Annotated in this window: 15 protein-coding genes; 6 read left to right on the plus strand and 9 right to left on the minus strand. The window is 39.4% G+C overall.

Features of this window, described 5'->3' with window-relative positions; translation table 11 throughout:
- Positions 1-21: 21 nt before the first annotated feature.
- Together B0O44_RS10295 and B0O44_RS10300 are read left to right on the plus strand one after the other, a co-directional pair.
- A complete protein-coding gene (locus tag B0O44_RS10295) occupies positions 22-225 on the plus strand; it encodes a hypothetical protein (RefSeq protein WP_110829939.1) in 204 nt (67 codons plus the stop codon).
- A gap of 119 nt (positions 226-344) precedes the next feature.
- Positions 345-650, plus strand: a complete 306-nt coding sequence (locus B0O44_RS10300) for a hypothetical protein (protein WP_110829941.1) — start codon at positions 345-347, stop codon at positions 648-650.
- A 101-nt stretch (positions 651-751) separates the two neighbouring features.
- On the opposite strand, the gene B0O44_RS10305 is transcribed toward B0O44_RS10300, so the two are convergent.
- Complete coding sequence (locus B0O44_RS10305; protein WP_110829943.1) at positions 752-1,888, minus strand: S1/P1 nuclease; 1,137 nt, start codon at positions 1,886-1,888, stop codon at positions 752-754.
- Positions 1,889-2,050: 162 nt separating this feature from the next.
- Here B0O44_RS10305 and B0O44_RS10310 point away from each other — a divergent pair, with 162 nt between their 5' ends.
- Positions 2,051-2,401 (plus strand): VOC family protein, encoded by a 351-nt coding sequence (locus B0O44_RS10310; protein WP_110829945.1) that lies wholly within the window; start codon positions 2,051-2,053, stop codon positions 2,399-2,401.
- Between the two features lie 50 nt (positions 2,402-2,451).
- Here B0O44_RS10310 and B0O44_RS10315 read toward each other — a convergent pair whose 3' ends face one another.
- The 5 genes from B0O44_RS10315 to B0O44_RS10335 form a co-directional block, all read right to left on the minus strand.
- A complete protein-coding gene (locus tag B0O44_RS10315; RefSeq protein WP_110829947.1) occupies positions 2,452-3,192 on the minus strand; it encodes a metallophosphoesterase family protein in 741 nt (246 codons plus the stop codon).
- A 77-nt stretch (positions 3,193-3,269) separates the two neighbouring features.
- Positions 3,270-3,491, minus strand: coding sequence for a YdeI/OmpD-associated family protein (locus B0O44_RS10320; RefSeq protein WP_110829948.1), 222 nt, complete (start codon positions 3,489-3,491; stop codon positions 3,270-3,272).
- A gap of 56 nt (positions 3,492-3,547) precedes the next feature.
- Positions 3,548-3,901: a DUF3574 domain-containing protein gene (locus B0O44_RS10325; protein WP_211321358.1), complete on the minus strand. Its 354-nt coding sequence runs from the start codon at positions 3,899-3,901 to the stop codon at positions 3,548-3,550.
- Positions 3,902-4,048: 147 nt separating this feature from the next.
- Positions 4,049-4,861, minus strand: coding sequence for a DUF4249 domain-containing protein (locus tag B0O44_RS10330; protein ID WP_110829952.1), 813 nt, complete (start codon positions 4,859-4,861; stop codon positions 4,049-4,051).
- Positions 4,862-4,864: 3 nt separating this feature from the next.
- On the minus strand, positions 4,865-7,213 hold the full coding sequence (locus B0O44_RS10335) for a TonB-dependent receptor (protein WP_110829954.1): 2,349 nt from the start codon (positions 7,211-7,213) through the stop codon (positions 4,865-4,867).
- A 525-nt stretch (positions 7,214-7,738) separates the two neighbouring features.
- Between B0O44_RS10335 and B0O44_RS10340 the strand changes: the two genes are divergently transcribed.
- On the plus strand, positions 7,739-8,773 hold the full coding sequence (locus B0O44_RS10340; RefSeq protein WP_110829957.1) for a S41 family peptidase: 1,035 nt from the start codon (positions 7,739-7,741) through the stop codon (positions 8,771-8,773).
- Here B0O44_RS10340 and B0O44_RS10345 read toward each other — a convergent pair.
- Complete coding sequence (locus tag B0O44_RS10345) at positions 8,770-9,720, minus strand: chitinase (protein ID WP_110829959.1); 951 nt, start codon at positions 9,718-9,720, stop codon at positions 8,770-8,772. The genes B0O44_RS10340 and B0O44_RS10345 overlap by 4 nt on opposite strands.
- 336 nt (positions 9,721-10,056) lie before the next feature.
- Between B0O44_RS10345 and B0O44_RS10355 the strand changes: the two genes are divergently transcribed.
- On the plus strand, positions 10,057-10,590 hold the full coding sequence (locus tag B0O44_RS10355) for a GNAT family N-acetyltransferase (RefSeq protein WP_110829963.1): 534 nt from the start codon (positions 10,057-10,059) through the stop codon (positions 10,588-10,590).
- A gap of 22 nt (positions 10,591-10,612) precedes the next feature.
- On the opposite strand, the gene B0O44_RS10360 is transcribed toward B0O44_RS10355, so the two are convergent.
- Complete coding sequence (locus B0O44_RS10360) at positions 10,613-11,098, minus strand: hypothetical protein (protein WP_110829965.1); 486 nt, start codon at positions 11,096-11,098, stop codon at positions 10,613-10,615.
- 139 nt (positions 11,099-11,237) lie between these two features.
- The gene (locus B0O44_RS10365) at positions 11,238-12,128 is read right to left on the minus strand and encodes a DUF3078 domain-containing protein (RefSeq protein ID WP_110829967.1); all 891 of its coding nucleotides are present in this window, start codon (positions 12,126-12,128) and stop codon (positions 11,238-11,240) included.
- Between the two features lie 187 nt (positions 12,129-12,315).
- On the opposite strand from B0O44_RS10365, the gene B0O44_RS10370 reads away from it, so the two are divergent.
- A complete protein-coding gene (locus B0O44_RS10370) occupies positions 12,316-12,906 on the plus strand; it encodes an O-methyltransferase (protein WP_110829969.1) in 591 nt (196 codons plus the stop codon).
- The last annotated feature ends 49 nt before the right edge of the window (positions 12,907-12,955 follow it).

A 12,955-nucleotide genomic window follows, 5' to 3' on the forward strand; every position in this document is an offset into this window, starting at 1 on the left:
AACAATTAAATTAAATCAATTATGAAAATCAATTTTAAATCCGCTGCTTTAGCTCTTGCTTTTTTGAGCTTTACTGTTGCAAGTGCTAATGCACAAAATAAACCTGCTCAGCATCCTGCAAAAAAGGACACTGTAAAAAAAGAAGCTGCTAAAGACAATAAAGCAGGTAAAAAAGACCAAAAAGGAGGAGTACAGCCTGCTGCTAAACCAGCTAAAAAGTACTAAGCATATAATGTAGAGGTTATAGGAACAGGGGGCTGAATTTCAGCTCCCTGTTTTTTTATGACATTTTATATTGTGAATTTGTCTTAATGGGCGTAAATTAAATTTTTTAAAGACCAATTATGATCAGTGTTAAAGTCACCTATACCGTAAAAGAAGAGTTTTCTTTGGAAAACCAACAGAACATTAAAACATTTCTGGAAGATTTCAGACAAATGAACCCCGAAGATTTCAGGTATTCGATTTATAGGTTAGGGGATAAAAAAACATTTGTGCACATCTCCCAGTATAAAAATGAGTTTATACAGCAAAAGATACTGCAGACTGGTTCTTTCCTTTATTTTCAGAAAAAGAGGGATGAAAGCGGGCTGGAAGCTGCACCCCAAATTGAAGTGATGGAACTGATTGGGGCATCGGCAGATTTTTAAAAGTAGAGAATTAAATGTTAATCAGGTACATTCGGAAACGGGATGGGCCAGAGAAGAATAAAAAAGCCTGGACAGATTGGTCCAGGCTGAATAGAAATCACTTATTTTGATTGTTCCAGATAAATATCTGCTGGTTCGCTTACCTCAATTTCTGGTTTGTCTTTGTATAGCTGGGGTATTCCTGAAACGGAAATCCTTTTGCCTTTTAAGTCTTCAGGGTTTAGTTTAATTTTAGAACCTTTTAAGGCAACAGTGAGAATTTGCTGCGGATAACGGCCTCCAATGTTTAACAGGGTAAGGTTATTGTTAATGACCTTGTAATCAGAAACCACATCGGTTATGGTAACAGATTTACCCATATAATTGACAACATCGGCTGTATTTTTTAATTTAACAGATCCGCTTTTATTTTCTGCCGTAGTTTTTTGATCGTCTTTAATTTTTGGCTCTGGTTTGTAATTTTTTAATACTTCGTTTAAAATTCCGGCAAGTCTAATTCCGCCCTGTTCTAAACGCAGTTGTACTTCGGGAAGGTGTTTTGTATAGTATTCTTCAGATAGTTTGCTTCCGCTTTGAACCTCTGCATAAAGTTTGGAACTAATCTGATAGCTTTCAAACAGCCATTTAAGGATGGGGTCTTTCTGCCACTGAAGGATTTGTGCCGGATTTGTTTTGTTAAATTTTGTGGCCATTTCATCGGCTGTCAGGCCCTGGGCATCCAAAAGCTTTCCATCCCATAAGGAATGGAGATTGGTGCCCTTTCCATTAAATTGAACCTGAATGGTATTGCCACCTTTGTCTTCAGCACGGCTAATGTGCATGGGCTGATGGGCGTCTCCTACCAGGTGGACCATAAATTTCAGTGCTTCTACTTTTTGGGCCCTTGAACTTGAAGGGTCTGAAAGCGTTTTTCCGCATTTAAGGATTGCAGTATAAATATTGTCGCCGCTAAGCCCCTTAACTGTTTGGGTAAATGAATTGTAATCCAAACCATCTGGAAGGTTCAGGAAATGCCAGGAAGAGGTATACCTGTATTCCGGCTGGGACCTGACCTGATCTGCCCAGCTGCTGATTTGGGTTAAAGATTCATCAGGAAGTAAATCTTTAACTGCCGCTTTGGCCCGGATGTTTAAATTATTCTCGGCAATTTTTGCGACCGTTTGGTGTCCAATTACACCCCATGAACCCAGTAAGATGGCAACAGGGATAAGAATGGTAATAAGAATATTTCTTTTCATGAGCGCAAAAATACTGTAGTTATGTAAACTGTTTCTACCCGATTGGTAAAAAATTGAATACCATTATAAAAAAATAAAAAGTAGATTTTTTTTGCTTTAGCCCACTAATTAAAATGGATATATAGAAAAGAAATTATCAAATTGGGGTTAAAATTGACATTTATGAAAGTTAAGCGTATCGTTTCCAATATTTATAGTCCTGAACCTTTAAGGGCAAAAAAATTTTACCAGGATATCCTGGGCCTTGATCTGCTCATGGACCATGGATGGATTATAACCTATGGCAATACTGAAAAAATGAATGTCCAGATTAGTTTTGCAGTAGAAGGTGGTTCAGGTACAAGTGTTCCGGATTTGTCCATAGAAGTTGATGATGTGAATGAAGCTTTTTCATTAATGCAGGAAGCTGGTTTTAGGACCGAATATGGACCTGTTGATGAAGCCTGGGGTGTCAGACGTTTTTTTGTCAGGGACCCTTTTGCTAAACTTGTTAATATATTGCAACATATTTAATGAAAAAGGCCTCATAAAAGAGGCCTTTTTCATAGGATAGATGTTTCTTATTAGAGCGCAAGAAGAAAATCAGCATAAAAATCCGGTACTGGACTATCTTTTATGCCTTGTACGGTTTCCATAACGTTATATTTTACTTTTCTGATCGATGCCTGTATTTTAGAGTCATTTTCAAATAGGTTTAACTGGAGGTAACTGGCCTTTTGGTCTTTTTCTTTAGTTCTTCCTACAGAACCGGTATTGATAATCAAGGTTTGTTTTGATGAATCGGTTCCCTGGAGCTCACGGATATAAGACAGGTGTGTGTGGCCGGTAATCAATACATCGGTTTGATATTCTTCCATCATTTTCAAAAGAACATTCGGGTTATGATCTTCATAGAGGTATTCGTCATTGCTGTCCGGACTGCCATGTACCAGCATAAAATGCGAATCCTGAAACTGGAACCGGATAGAGGAAGGTAGCTTGGCAAGAAACTGGCGATTTGTATTAGTTATGGTAGATTTTGTAAAGTTAATTGCTGCCAACCTTGCTTTTTGTTCGGCTGGACTGTGTTTGCTTAGTGGCAATACCGGAAGATCAAGCGCAATGCGTTCATCATGATTTCCCATAAGGGTAGGAATAGCAAGACTTCGGATCAGGTCAATGACCTCATTGTGCCACGGTGCTGCATCGGTAAGGTCTCCCAGGCAATAAATGTGTTGTGCACCAAAGGCTTCAATATCTTTTAAAACCGCTTTTAAGGCGGGCAGGTTACTATGGATATCACTAATCACCGCTATTTTGCTCATAGGGCAAAGTTATCAGGTGTATTTAAGAGCCGGATGGTGTTTTTTATTGATTAAATGGTATTAATCAATGGTATAGTTTAGGTTTTTAAGGTTTTTTGCTTGTTTTGAAGCATTGTTAATGCTTTATCCGCCCTTGTTTTTCTGGTGGTTTCCTGTTTAGCAGAACCCACCCAGTCACAATAACCTTGTTTATAAGATTTGGCCAGGCTGTCAAAAAATAGTTTAGCCTCTACATCTGCTTCAAGCAATATCTGTAATTCCCCGGGTATTCCTTCAATATGTTCACCTTTTTTTAGCATTCTAGTATAATGTTCAAATGAGAGGGCAAGATAAATAATTATTTAAAGTAGGGGGGCTAGTTATTGTTGATAAATTTTAACTGTGCCGGACTATTGACTTTCAATACACTTTGCTGGCGAAAGAGCTGAATATATTTCAAAGCAACACTGTCCAGTCTGAGTGTTCTGGCTTTTGTGGGCCGGCCAATAAAAGTGACTACTTTTGTTGGCTCGCTTATGGTTTGTTTGGTGCCGGTATCACGCCATTTTCCAGTAGCGTCCCATTCGGTGTAACCTTCAGGAAAATACGGGGTAATTACACTGTCTGTAAACATTTTCCACTGTTGCTGGGATACCTGTCCGCCTCCAGGAATATTCATGCCAAAATAAAGATCTGTTCGGATCGCTTTGGCGCAGGAAAATAATAACATACAGCAAAAACTAAACAGGATAAGGGTTTTGAAGTTTTTCATCGGACTGGAAATAGAACTTTAGCAGATCCAATAAAATTATAGAATTTACGCAAAAATCCGGTAAACTCTCTTGCAATTTACCGGATTTTAATTTGTTGGGCTCAACTATTTAGATTTCATATCTGTTATTGTAATACTTTTTCGCTGTACGGTGTGGGCAGAAAAGAATCCCCTTGCACCACCACTGATGTTGCTGATCGGATTGGAAGGAGCAGCGCCGTTATCTGCACCACCAGCCCCTAGAAGGGTAAACAAATAGGTGTAAACAGGGGCCTCAATACTGTGCATTTCGACCATCAGCTGATCTCCTCTTTTAAAATCGAGGTTGCGGTTTTTGGTTTCATTGTGGTAAACCAGATACTCGTTGACTTCCTGTCCGGGCGTAAAATCGTCATTCATCACCTTGTATTCTTTTCTGATTTTACCATTAAGGTATTGCTGGAACCAGTAATAGTTCTTCTGGTCCAGTGGATCTTTATATTTAACCTTGGGGGTAACACGAATGGAATCGGCATCTTCACGTTTCAGGCTTAGGTCTAAAAAAGGAACCGGCTGTGGCATGGTACTGGATGCGGTAAATTGTTTTCCTTTAATGTCTACACTCAGTTTATAAGTTTGACCCGGCGTGCCATTGATTTGAGTAGTGGTATAAAAACCAGTACTTTGCTCATTGAGTAATGTAGTTTGGCCGTTGTTTTCTATTTTAACGATTGCCCCGCTAATGCCGTTAAATTGGTTGTCATCACTGAAGTTTTTTGTTTGGCTAATGTAAACGGTGCAAATACCCGTTTCATTGGTAATTGTTCCTTCAATGACATATTTAGGTTCATTGTCTTTTAATTTAAGGTCAATTGCTTTCTCGCAGGAACAAAGTGTTGAAATCAGAGCCAGAAAGACTAAATAAGGTATTCTTTTCATAAATTAAAATTTAAAATTGTAAGTAACAGACGGTACAAAGCGGAATAAGGTCGTTCTGACGGCTTCAGTCCTGTTTGGATCCGAAGGGTTGTCCCTAAAAGTAATTCTATAGGCATTTTCGCGTCCATAAGCATTGTAAAGACTGAAATTAAGCTCGGAAGAGAATTTCTTGGTTTGTTTTAACAGGCGTGTTGCCCCCAGGTCCAGGCGGTGATAGCTTGGCATCCGGTCTGCATTACGCTCGGCAAAGTCAAAATAGCTGTGTCCGAGTAGTTTGTATTTCCCAACAGGAAAGGTTACCGCATTTCCTGTGGAGTATACCCAGTTTGCAGAGAGGGTCCACTTACTGCTCAGCTGGTACATGGCAACAATAGAGATGTCATGTGTTCTGTCCTGTCTGGCATTGTACCAGTTATTGTTATTGATCCCATCAATTTTTCTTTCTGATTTGGAAAGGGTGTAACCAATCCAACCTGTAAGTCTGCCTGTTTTCTTTTTGAGTAGAAATTCTGCTCCGTAAGCCCTTCCTTTCCCGAATAAAAGCTGTGTTTCTATGGGTTCATTGGTAAATACATCTGCTCCGTTCCGGTAATCGATCTGGTTCTGCAGATTTTTGTAATAGGTTTCAACGGTCAGCTCATAAGCGCCTTCAGCTAGGTTTTTGTAATAGCCCAGAGAGAACTGGTCACTGATTTCTGGTTTAATGAGATTGGTGCTGGCTACCCAGCGATCTGTAGGGGAAGAAGCATTAGAGTTGGAAATCAGATGGAGGTTTTGTGCGTTTCTTACGTAAGAAGCTTTTAGGGAAGTGCTGTTGTTTAGTTGGAAAGAAGCGGCAAGCCTGGGCTCGAGGTTAACATAAGTTTTTACAATTTCACCACTTTTATAAGTTGTTGTGCTGTTTACCTTGCCGCTTTGGTCCAGGGTGTAGTAATCTCCTTTTCCAAGAATACTGAAGGCCGAAACACGCAGTCCGTAGGTGAGGCTGAATACATCGCTCGCTTTCCAGGTATTGCTGACATAGGCCGCATTTTCTAAAGAAAAACGATTTTGCAAACTCTGGGAAATTACGCCGGAATTGCCCGTTGCCCGGACTTCTCCTGGTTTAATCGTATGGTAAATGGAATTGATCCCAAAACTTAACGTGTTTTTCTCATTGGCATACCACTGCAGGTCTTCTTTGAAATTCCAATCTCTGATTTGAGAGAAAAGGCTTAAAGAGCTTTCCTCTTCGTTAGATTGGATGGTATAATTGTAATTGCTGAAAATAATGGAGGTATTGGAAAATAACTTACTGTTGAAAACATGGTTCCAGCGTAAGGTAGAAGTGGCATTGCCCCAGTTGATGCCTGATAATTTATCGCCTGCAATTACATCTTTTCCAAAATAACCGGATAAGAACAGGCGGTCTTTGTCTCCCAGTATGTAATTGAGTTTTGCATTTACATCGTAAAAATAGAGTTTCGCATTTTTAGTACTGGAATCTTTAGACAATTTAAGAAACATGTCTGCATAGGTCCTTCGGGCAGAAATCAAAAAGGACGACTTTTCTTTTTGGATAGGGCCTTCTACATTAAGCCTGGCAGCGATCACGCCAACCCCTCCGCTTACCCCAAATTTTTGGTTGTTTCCATCATTCATTTTCACATCCAGAACAGAAGAAAGCCCACCGCCATATTGTGCGGGCATTCCTGTTTTATATAGGGTTGCATTTTTTACGGCATCTGAATTGAATGTCGAAAAGAAGCCGAGCAGGTGAGTGGCATTGTAAACAGGGGCCTCATCCAAAAGGATCATGTTTTGATCGGCACCACCACCACGAACAAAAAATCCGCCCGAACCTTCACCTGCCGACTTGACACCAGGTAATAGCTGCATGGTTTTAATTACATCTTTTTCTCCAAGTAATACTGGAATATCTTTTGTTTCGGCTATACTAAGCCGTTCCATACCCATTTGAGGGTTTTCCAGGCTTCTTTTTCCTGTACCCGCACTTATAGTTACCGTTTCCAGCTGGTTTTCATTATCTTCCAGAGATAGGTTCAGTAAAGTGTTTTTTTGAAGGTCTACCGTTGTTTTAAAGGGTTTAAACCCTACCGCACTCACATCGAGGGTATATTTGCCTGTTGCAAGGGTTAAAGAGTAAAAACCATATTCATTGCTAATGGCTGCTTGTTTTGTGCCTGTCACCCTAATGGTGGCCGCAATTAGTGTTTCACCGGTTTTGGAAGATTTAACCGTTCCGCTCAGTGTGTGTTTCTCCTGACTTTTTGCACTAAGCGGAAATAGGCTCAGTCCGGTTAATAGTAGGGCAATAAATGCCTGGAACCTTATAGGCTCGAGTTTTTTCATGCGAATGTGTCGTTGATTTGATGGGCCCGCGAACGCTTACCCTTAATAAAGGTGTATTTTAAGCAGGCAGGTTACAATTAGTGAATATGCACCGGAACTTTATGCCATAAGGTATCCGGTTAAGATGTTCTTGAATTGCTGAGTTTAGATGAGCATATCATTATCCTCCATTTTTGTTGCTTTAAGCATTATGTTTTTGAATTATTTAGGTAATCAGGTTGTGCACTCCTTTTAATTATAATACAATTGCGGACAAGACAGGGACTAGTAGGCGGGTAAGTATTTTTTTTAAACTCTCATTTTAATTACAGAATTTGCATTTTTTTGTAGTGCTCGGTTAAAATTATTGCCGATTTAAACTCGCTAAAATGGAATTAAAAGCGAAGTATTTGATAAAGGAATAAAACAGATCGTTTTTCGGGGTTTGGAATAAAGAAAAGGAGGCTTTGGATAATATTTTTAATCTAATCGTTTTCCATGTTCATATTGCCTCAGATTTATGGTTAACATTAAATTTTATAGCAAATGAAATTAAAAATACAATTCCTGGCAATCTTATTATTGCCATTTTTGGTTCGGGCACAACAGCCTGATCCCGCAGATAGTGCGAAACGTCTTGTTGATACCGTATTGATATTTTCTAAAAAAAACTCTATGTACCGGAACAAAGTGAACTGGACAAAACTAGAGGACAGTGTAAGGATTAAATCTTCCAGAGCCAAAACGATTAAAGAGGTCATCCCTGCGATAAAGTATTTGTTTGAAAGTCTCGGTGATCATCATGCCTTTATCACGGAAGGTCGCAGATATCATTATGGAAATTTTCCTAAAAAAAAATTGGATACCGCTATATATCATAATCTGTTGTTAAAACTAAAGGAAAAAAACACGGAAGCAGTGGCGCTGATGCTGGAAAATGACTATGGGTATTTATTGGTCCCACGGAACAATCCGACAAGGAAAGGTGATAATGAACGTTTGTGTAAGGCTCTTCAGGATTCCTTATGCAAACTTAAGCCGGGAGAACTTAAAGGACTGATCCTGGATTTAAGATTAAACTCGGGAGGAAACATGAACCCGATGATTGCTGGGCTGGCCGGTTTACTGGCAGAAGGAAAATTAGGGACATTCATGGACCCGGTAACCAAAACCGGTGAAACCTGGTCCTTGAGGAATCATGGGATATACAGCAACGATGACCGTGAATTTGAAATTACAGGTACCTGTAAAGGAAATCCTGCACTTAAACTTGTGATCCTGATCGGACCGGTTACAGCAAGTTCCGGGGAAGTCACTGCAATTTCTTTTAAAGGACGTAAAAATACCTGGTTCATCGGAGAAAATACAGCGGGCTACACCACAGCCAACATTTCTTTTCAGTTCAATAATCAGATCGGAGTTTTCTTGTCAAACTCTGTAGAAGCAGACCGTAACGGTCGTCTTTATGAGGCTTTTGTAAGTCCGGATGAATTTGTTGAGGGGGGAGATAATTTTGAGAATCTTCATAAAGACAATAAAATTATTGCGGCCTTAAAATGGTTGAAGAGTAAAAAGCACTAAGCCGGAAAGGGTTGCATTTTTCCGCAGGAGCAATTGCATTTTTCTTCCCGGACCCCCAATAGTTTTAAAAAGTGCAGGTAAAAATCTATTCTGTTTTTCATGGCTGGGAGTGTTTCCCCTTTATTGCACTCTATGCTTCCGTTAATGATGTTAATGGTCATACCAAAGCCGGGTTTATAACCAGATTTGATTTCCTTTTCTGAAGGTTTCCAGTTACCTGTCATTACAGCATGAGCAGAAGGTTTAAGGCTTTGTGGGGTCATCCAAAAATAAATCGCTGTTTTAAAAGCCAGTACAGGATCTGTTACTAAAAGGGAGGGCTTTTCGAGTAAAATGTTTTTATCACCCAGGATACAGTCTGAAGCGAATCCGTAATTTCCATTATAACTCAACTGTAATGGCCCTCTGCCATAATATTTTTCGCCTTTTGAGGGCGGATAAATTTTATTAGGAATAATATAAGGGGAGTCTGTGTTTAATTCCTGTTTAAGCATTAAACCATCATCAAAACGGCCGTTGACTCCATTTCGGGTCTCATGCGCGATATGTGCAAAAAAAGCGGCTGCTTCTTTTTTATTTTGAGCAGGGTCTTTTCCATTGCAAAAGTCTGCATAATCTATTTGAATCAGGGTGTAAGGCATAACTTTTGCCCAATCGGTTTCCCAATCGGGATCCTGCCGGATAACGGTTGTTTTGCCAGTTCTCAAATCCGTTCTGCTGAGTTTATAAATCCAGTTTCCCCTTTTCTCAATTTTAACTTTAATGAGGGACATTTCTTTAATGGCTTTTTGAAAAGCCGTATAATTAAAAAAAGGATCATGTTTTGGGAAAAAGGCATTGAATTCTTTTTCCGAAAAAAATGACAATATGGAAGCATGACTTGCTGGTAACAGGAACAGGATCAGGGAAACGGTAAAACAACAGGCCCTGGAAAACTGGGATTTCATATTTCTATTTTAAGCAGATAACTAACAATAGTTGTGCCTGTAAACTTAAGAAGATTTCGTTCGATCACCCGTTAAATTCGAAAATTAATTCGAGCTGATTTAAAAAAATAAGATGTTGGTTTTTGTACTTTTATGGTGACGGTTCTTGTAAACTATTCCTACACCTTTAGGGTGTACAAATCTTTTTTAATTGCATCCGAGAAAATTAGCGTGATTGATGGGTACCGTTTTTTTTTGAAAAATGTACCTTTGGAAATCCCTTTGGGTGATGTTTATAAAAGTACTTTTCTGGAACTGATGAAAAAAAAGATGATGTAACCCATAACCCCTTTGAACATGGAGATCCGCTATCAAAATATGACGCCTGAAATGGCAACAAAACTATCCGATATTGACCGTTCTGAAACCATAGAGCGGCTTTATGAATTAAAAGATGACCGGTTAGTGGAAACAGAGACCCTGTTGGAAAGTAAGGGTTGGTCTGCCCAGGAGTTGAAAGAGATCGAGGACAGATATCTTTTGAATTTAAAAAACGGAGCGGCCGCCGCAGGTGCATTTTATGGCGAACGTTTAATTGGCTTTGGTGTTTTGGGCTATGAATTCCTGGGTAAGGAAAAAAATCAGCTGGCACTGGACCTGATGTATGTTTCCAGGGATTTCAGAAGGAAAGGTATTGGGGCAGCTCTTTTAAAAATACTGGAAACAGAAGCAAAAAAGAAAGGAGCGGTATATTTGTATATCTCCTCTTCAGAGACACAATCTGCAGTTTCCTTTTACAAAAAAAGTGGAGGTGCTGTAACAAAAGAAGTGGATGATGAGCTGTTCAAAAAAGAACCCAAGGATATTCACATGCTCAAAAAGATTGATTAAGCGCAGCAAATGAACCGGATAATTATAGCTCTATTTTTGTAGCCTTTCCGGCTTTTTCAAAGGAAACAGCCTGCACATCAAGTTTGGCATCAAAAGTAAACGCCTTGGAAGGAATAGTGGTAAAAGACCTTTTTTCTGGTGACTGTTTTACAGAGTAAACGATGTGCAATGTTTTTTCATGCACATAAGTGCTGTCTATCCGAATGTCGGTTTCGAATACCGTTTCGGGCAACACAATAGCTGCTGTTTTTCTGGTGTCGAAGTTGATGTCCGTCAAAGGGCTCCCCATTGTTCGGGCCGGATGAAAATTTCTGCTGAAGGAAGATTTGTTTAAGATCAGAACGGTGTCCTGGGCAGGTTTCAGACTAGAGAAATAGCCTTCAACTTCACCAAGCTGCACCATTCCATGAGCCATTCCGGACTTCTCTTCAGAACCAAAATTGGTTGTTTTGGAAGAGCAGGCAAAAAGTGTGCTGGAAAGGGCAATTAAACAAATGGATTTTCTCATTATATTTCCTCTGTAACAAAACACAATTTACGGAAATTAATCGGCATTTGTACAAGATGCAGATCGTCAAATGAATGTTAAAAAATGTAAATGACTGTGGTATAGATAAAAAAAAGACCTTCAACAGAAGGTCTTTTTTTTAAAATTTATAGGTCAGGCCGGCTCCGAAAATTTGTTTGACCTGCAAAGCCTTTTTCGTTTGAGGATTACCTGCATTGTCTTTATATGGAATTTTGGTTTTATCATCATAGATCAGCTGTACTCCGGCATTTACACTGACAAATTTGTTAACCTTCATAAAAAGGTTGGCTGTATAGTCTGTGTAGATGTTTCCAGGTTTATCCAGGTAATCGGAATAGAGTTTTAAGATGTTCTCAAAGGCAATGTTCTCCATCAGGTTAATTTTGTAATAGGCATCCAGGGAAGCACCAAACTGGTACTTGATGTTTTTTCCGGCATCCACTCCAAAAGATGGAGCTAAGCTGTCGTTTCTGACAATAATGATCCTGGAGGCAAATGGCGAAATATTGACCCTAAAATTGTCTGATTTTTTATAGGCGAAACCAGGTCCGAAAGTCAGATAAGCTGGGGCAAGGAAATCTGAAATTAAAGTTCTGGAGTTCCCGCTATAGGTATAGCCTTTTGCGAACTGGGTCTGGAAATTCATGTAAAAGGTGTAAAGCCAGTACTGTGCAGCCTTATAACCGAGTAAACTATTTAAAATAATCCGGTCATCATTTTTACGTACACCAACATCTTGCTGTTTACTTAAGCCGTAACCCAGAATCACTTTATTGTCCCAGCTCCATTTATCCAGTTTATAATTAAAGTCATAATTGAACAGCAGGTTTCCTGCAACAGAATTGACCCCTCCGGAGGCCCAGTTGGAAAAGGAGCTTTGATTGATTAAAAAAGTGTTTTCTCCATGTATGGTCCACCTCTTTGTGGTGTCTGCGGTGGTTTTGTCCTGGGCATAACCAATAAGGCCCAGGCAAGAGAGTGCCAAAGTAAATAAAGTAGATTTTTTCATTAGGGTAGGGTTTAAAATGTACTCAAATATCATTATTTATCAGAAGAACAGTTAAAGAACAGGCTTTTATTTCTATTAATTTAAGGATTAATTCTCAAAATGAAAATTATTTTACACTGCAATCGCTCTATTCTTTAATCATTAACACCTTGCTTTGTTTATCTTTATGTGATATATCTATAAAAATATGTTTACAGAAATACCCGCAGTCTTATCAGAAAGAATGGCTTACCTGGAAAAATTGGATCAGAAAGACCGTAGCGATGGGACACCCCGAAACAAAAGACTGCGTCAAATCACCAGGGATACGGGTAAGTTTCTTTCCCTGTTAACGATCAATATACCAGAAGGCGAAATTATAGAAATTGGGACCAGTGCAGGTTATTCTACCTTATGGCTGGCCTTTGCAGCAAAGGAAAAAGGAAAAAAAGTGAAAACTTTTGAACTCGATGAGGCTAAAATTAACCTTGCAAGGGAAACATTCCGGATTGCGGGTCTGGAAGATACAATAGAGCTGGTGCAGGGGGACTTTCTGGATTATGGCCATCAGCTTGGACAGGTTGCATTGTGCTTTCTTGATGCCGAAAAAGAGGTTTACGAAAAATGTTTTCGCCTGGTATCTGGCCACATGGTAAGAAACGGACTTATTGTTGCAGACAATGCGATTGATCATTATGAAGGGATTAAACCTATGATTGACCTGGCTGAACTTGATGAACGCTTTGACTGCCTGATGGTTCCGGTTGGTAACGGGGAATTTATCTGCAGGAGAAAATAGATGAGCTGAAACTAAATTAAGGTTTAGATGTTGTATCAGCAACAACTGA

Origin of the sequence: Pedobacter nutrimenti (genome assembly GCF_003208655.1) — a bacterium.
Classification (GTDB): Bacteria; Bacteroidota; Bacteroidia; order Sphingobacteriales; family Sphingobacteriaceae; genus Pedobacter; species Pedobacter nutrimenti.

What these genes read in the sequence shown, in the direction of transcription:
- B0O44_RS10295 (WP_110829939.1), top strand. Translation starts at nt 22, where the DNA reads ATGAAAATCAATTTTAAATCCGCTGCTTTAGCTCTTGCTTTTTTGAGC.
- B0O44_RS10300 (WP_110829941.1), top strand. Translation starts at nt 345, where the DNA reads ATGATCAGTGTTAAAGTCACCTATACCGTAAAAGAAGAGTTTTCTTTG.
- B0O44_RS10305 (WP_110829943.1), bottom strand. Translation starts at nt 1,888, where the DNA reads ATGAAAAGAAATATTCTTATTACCATTCTTATCCCTGTTGCCATCTTA.
- B0O44_RS10310 (WP_110829945.1), top strand. Translation starts at nt 2,051, where the DNA reads ATGAAAGTTAAGCGTATCGTTTCCAATATTTATAGTCCTGAACCTTTA.
- B0O44_RS10315 (WP_110829947.1), bottom strand. Translation starts at nt 3,192, where the DNA reads ATGAGCAAAATAGCGGTGATTAGTGATATCCATAGTAACCTGCCCGCC.
- B0O44_RS10320 (WP_110829948.1), bottom strand. Translation starts at nt 3,491, where the DNA reads ATGCTAAAAAAAGGTGAACATATTGAAGGAATACCCGGGGAATTACAG.
- B0O44_RS10325 (WP_211321358.1), bottom strand. Translation starts at nt 3,901, where the DNA reads ATGTTATTATTTTCCTGCGCCAAAGCGATCCGAACAGATCTTTATTTT.
- B0O44_RS10330 (WP_110829952.1), bottom strand. Translation starts at nt 4,861, where the DNA reads ATGAAAAGAATACCTTATTTAGTCTTTCTGGCTCTGATTTCAACACTT.
- B0O44_RS10335 (WP_110829954.1), bottom strand. Translation starts at nt 7,213, where the DNA reads ATGAAAAAACTCGAGCCTATAAGGTTCCAGGCATTTATTGCCCTACTA.
- B0O44_RS10340 (WP_110829957.1), top strand. Translation starts at nt 7,739, where the DNA reads ATGAAATTAAAAATACAATTCCTGGCAATCTTATTATTGCCATTTTTG.
- B0O44_RS10345 (WP_110829959.1), bottom strand. Translation starts at nt 9,720, where the DNA reads ATGAAATCCCAGTTTTCCAGGGCCTGTTGTTTTACCGTTTCCCTGATC.
- B0O44_RS10355 (WP_110829963.1), top strand. Translation starts at nt 10,057, where the DNA reads ATGGAGATCCGCTATCAAAATATGACGCCTGAAATGGCAACAAAACTA.
- B0O44_RS10360 (WP_110829965.1), bottom strand. Translation starts at nt 11,098, where the DNA reads ATGAGAAAATCCATTTGTTTAATTGCCCTTTCCAGCACACTTTTTGCC.
- B0O44_RS10365 (WP_110829967.1), bottom strand. Translation starts at nt 12,128, where the DNA reads ATGAAAAAATCTACTTTATTTACTTTGGCACTCTCTTGCCTGGGCCTT.
- B0O44_RS10370 (WP_110829969.1), top strand. Translation starts at nt 12,316, where the DNA reads ATGTTTACAGAAATACCCGCAGTCTTATCAGAAAGAATGGCTTACCTG.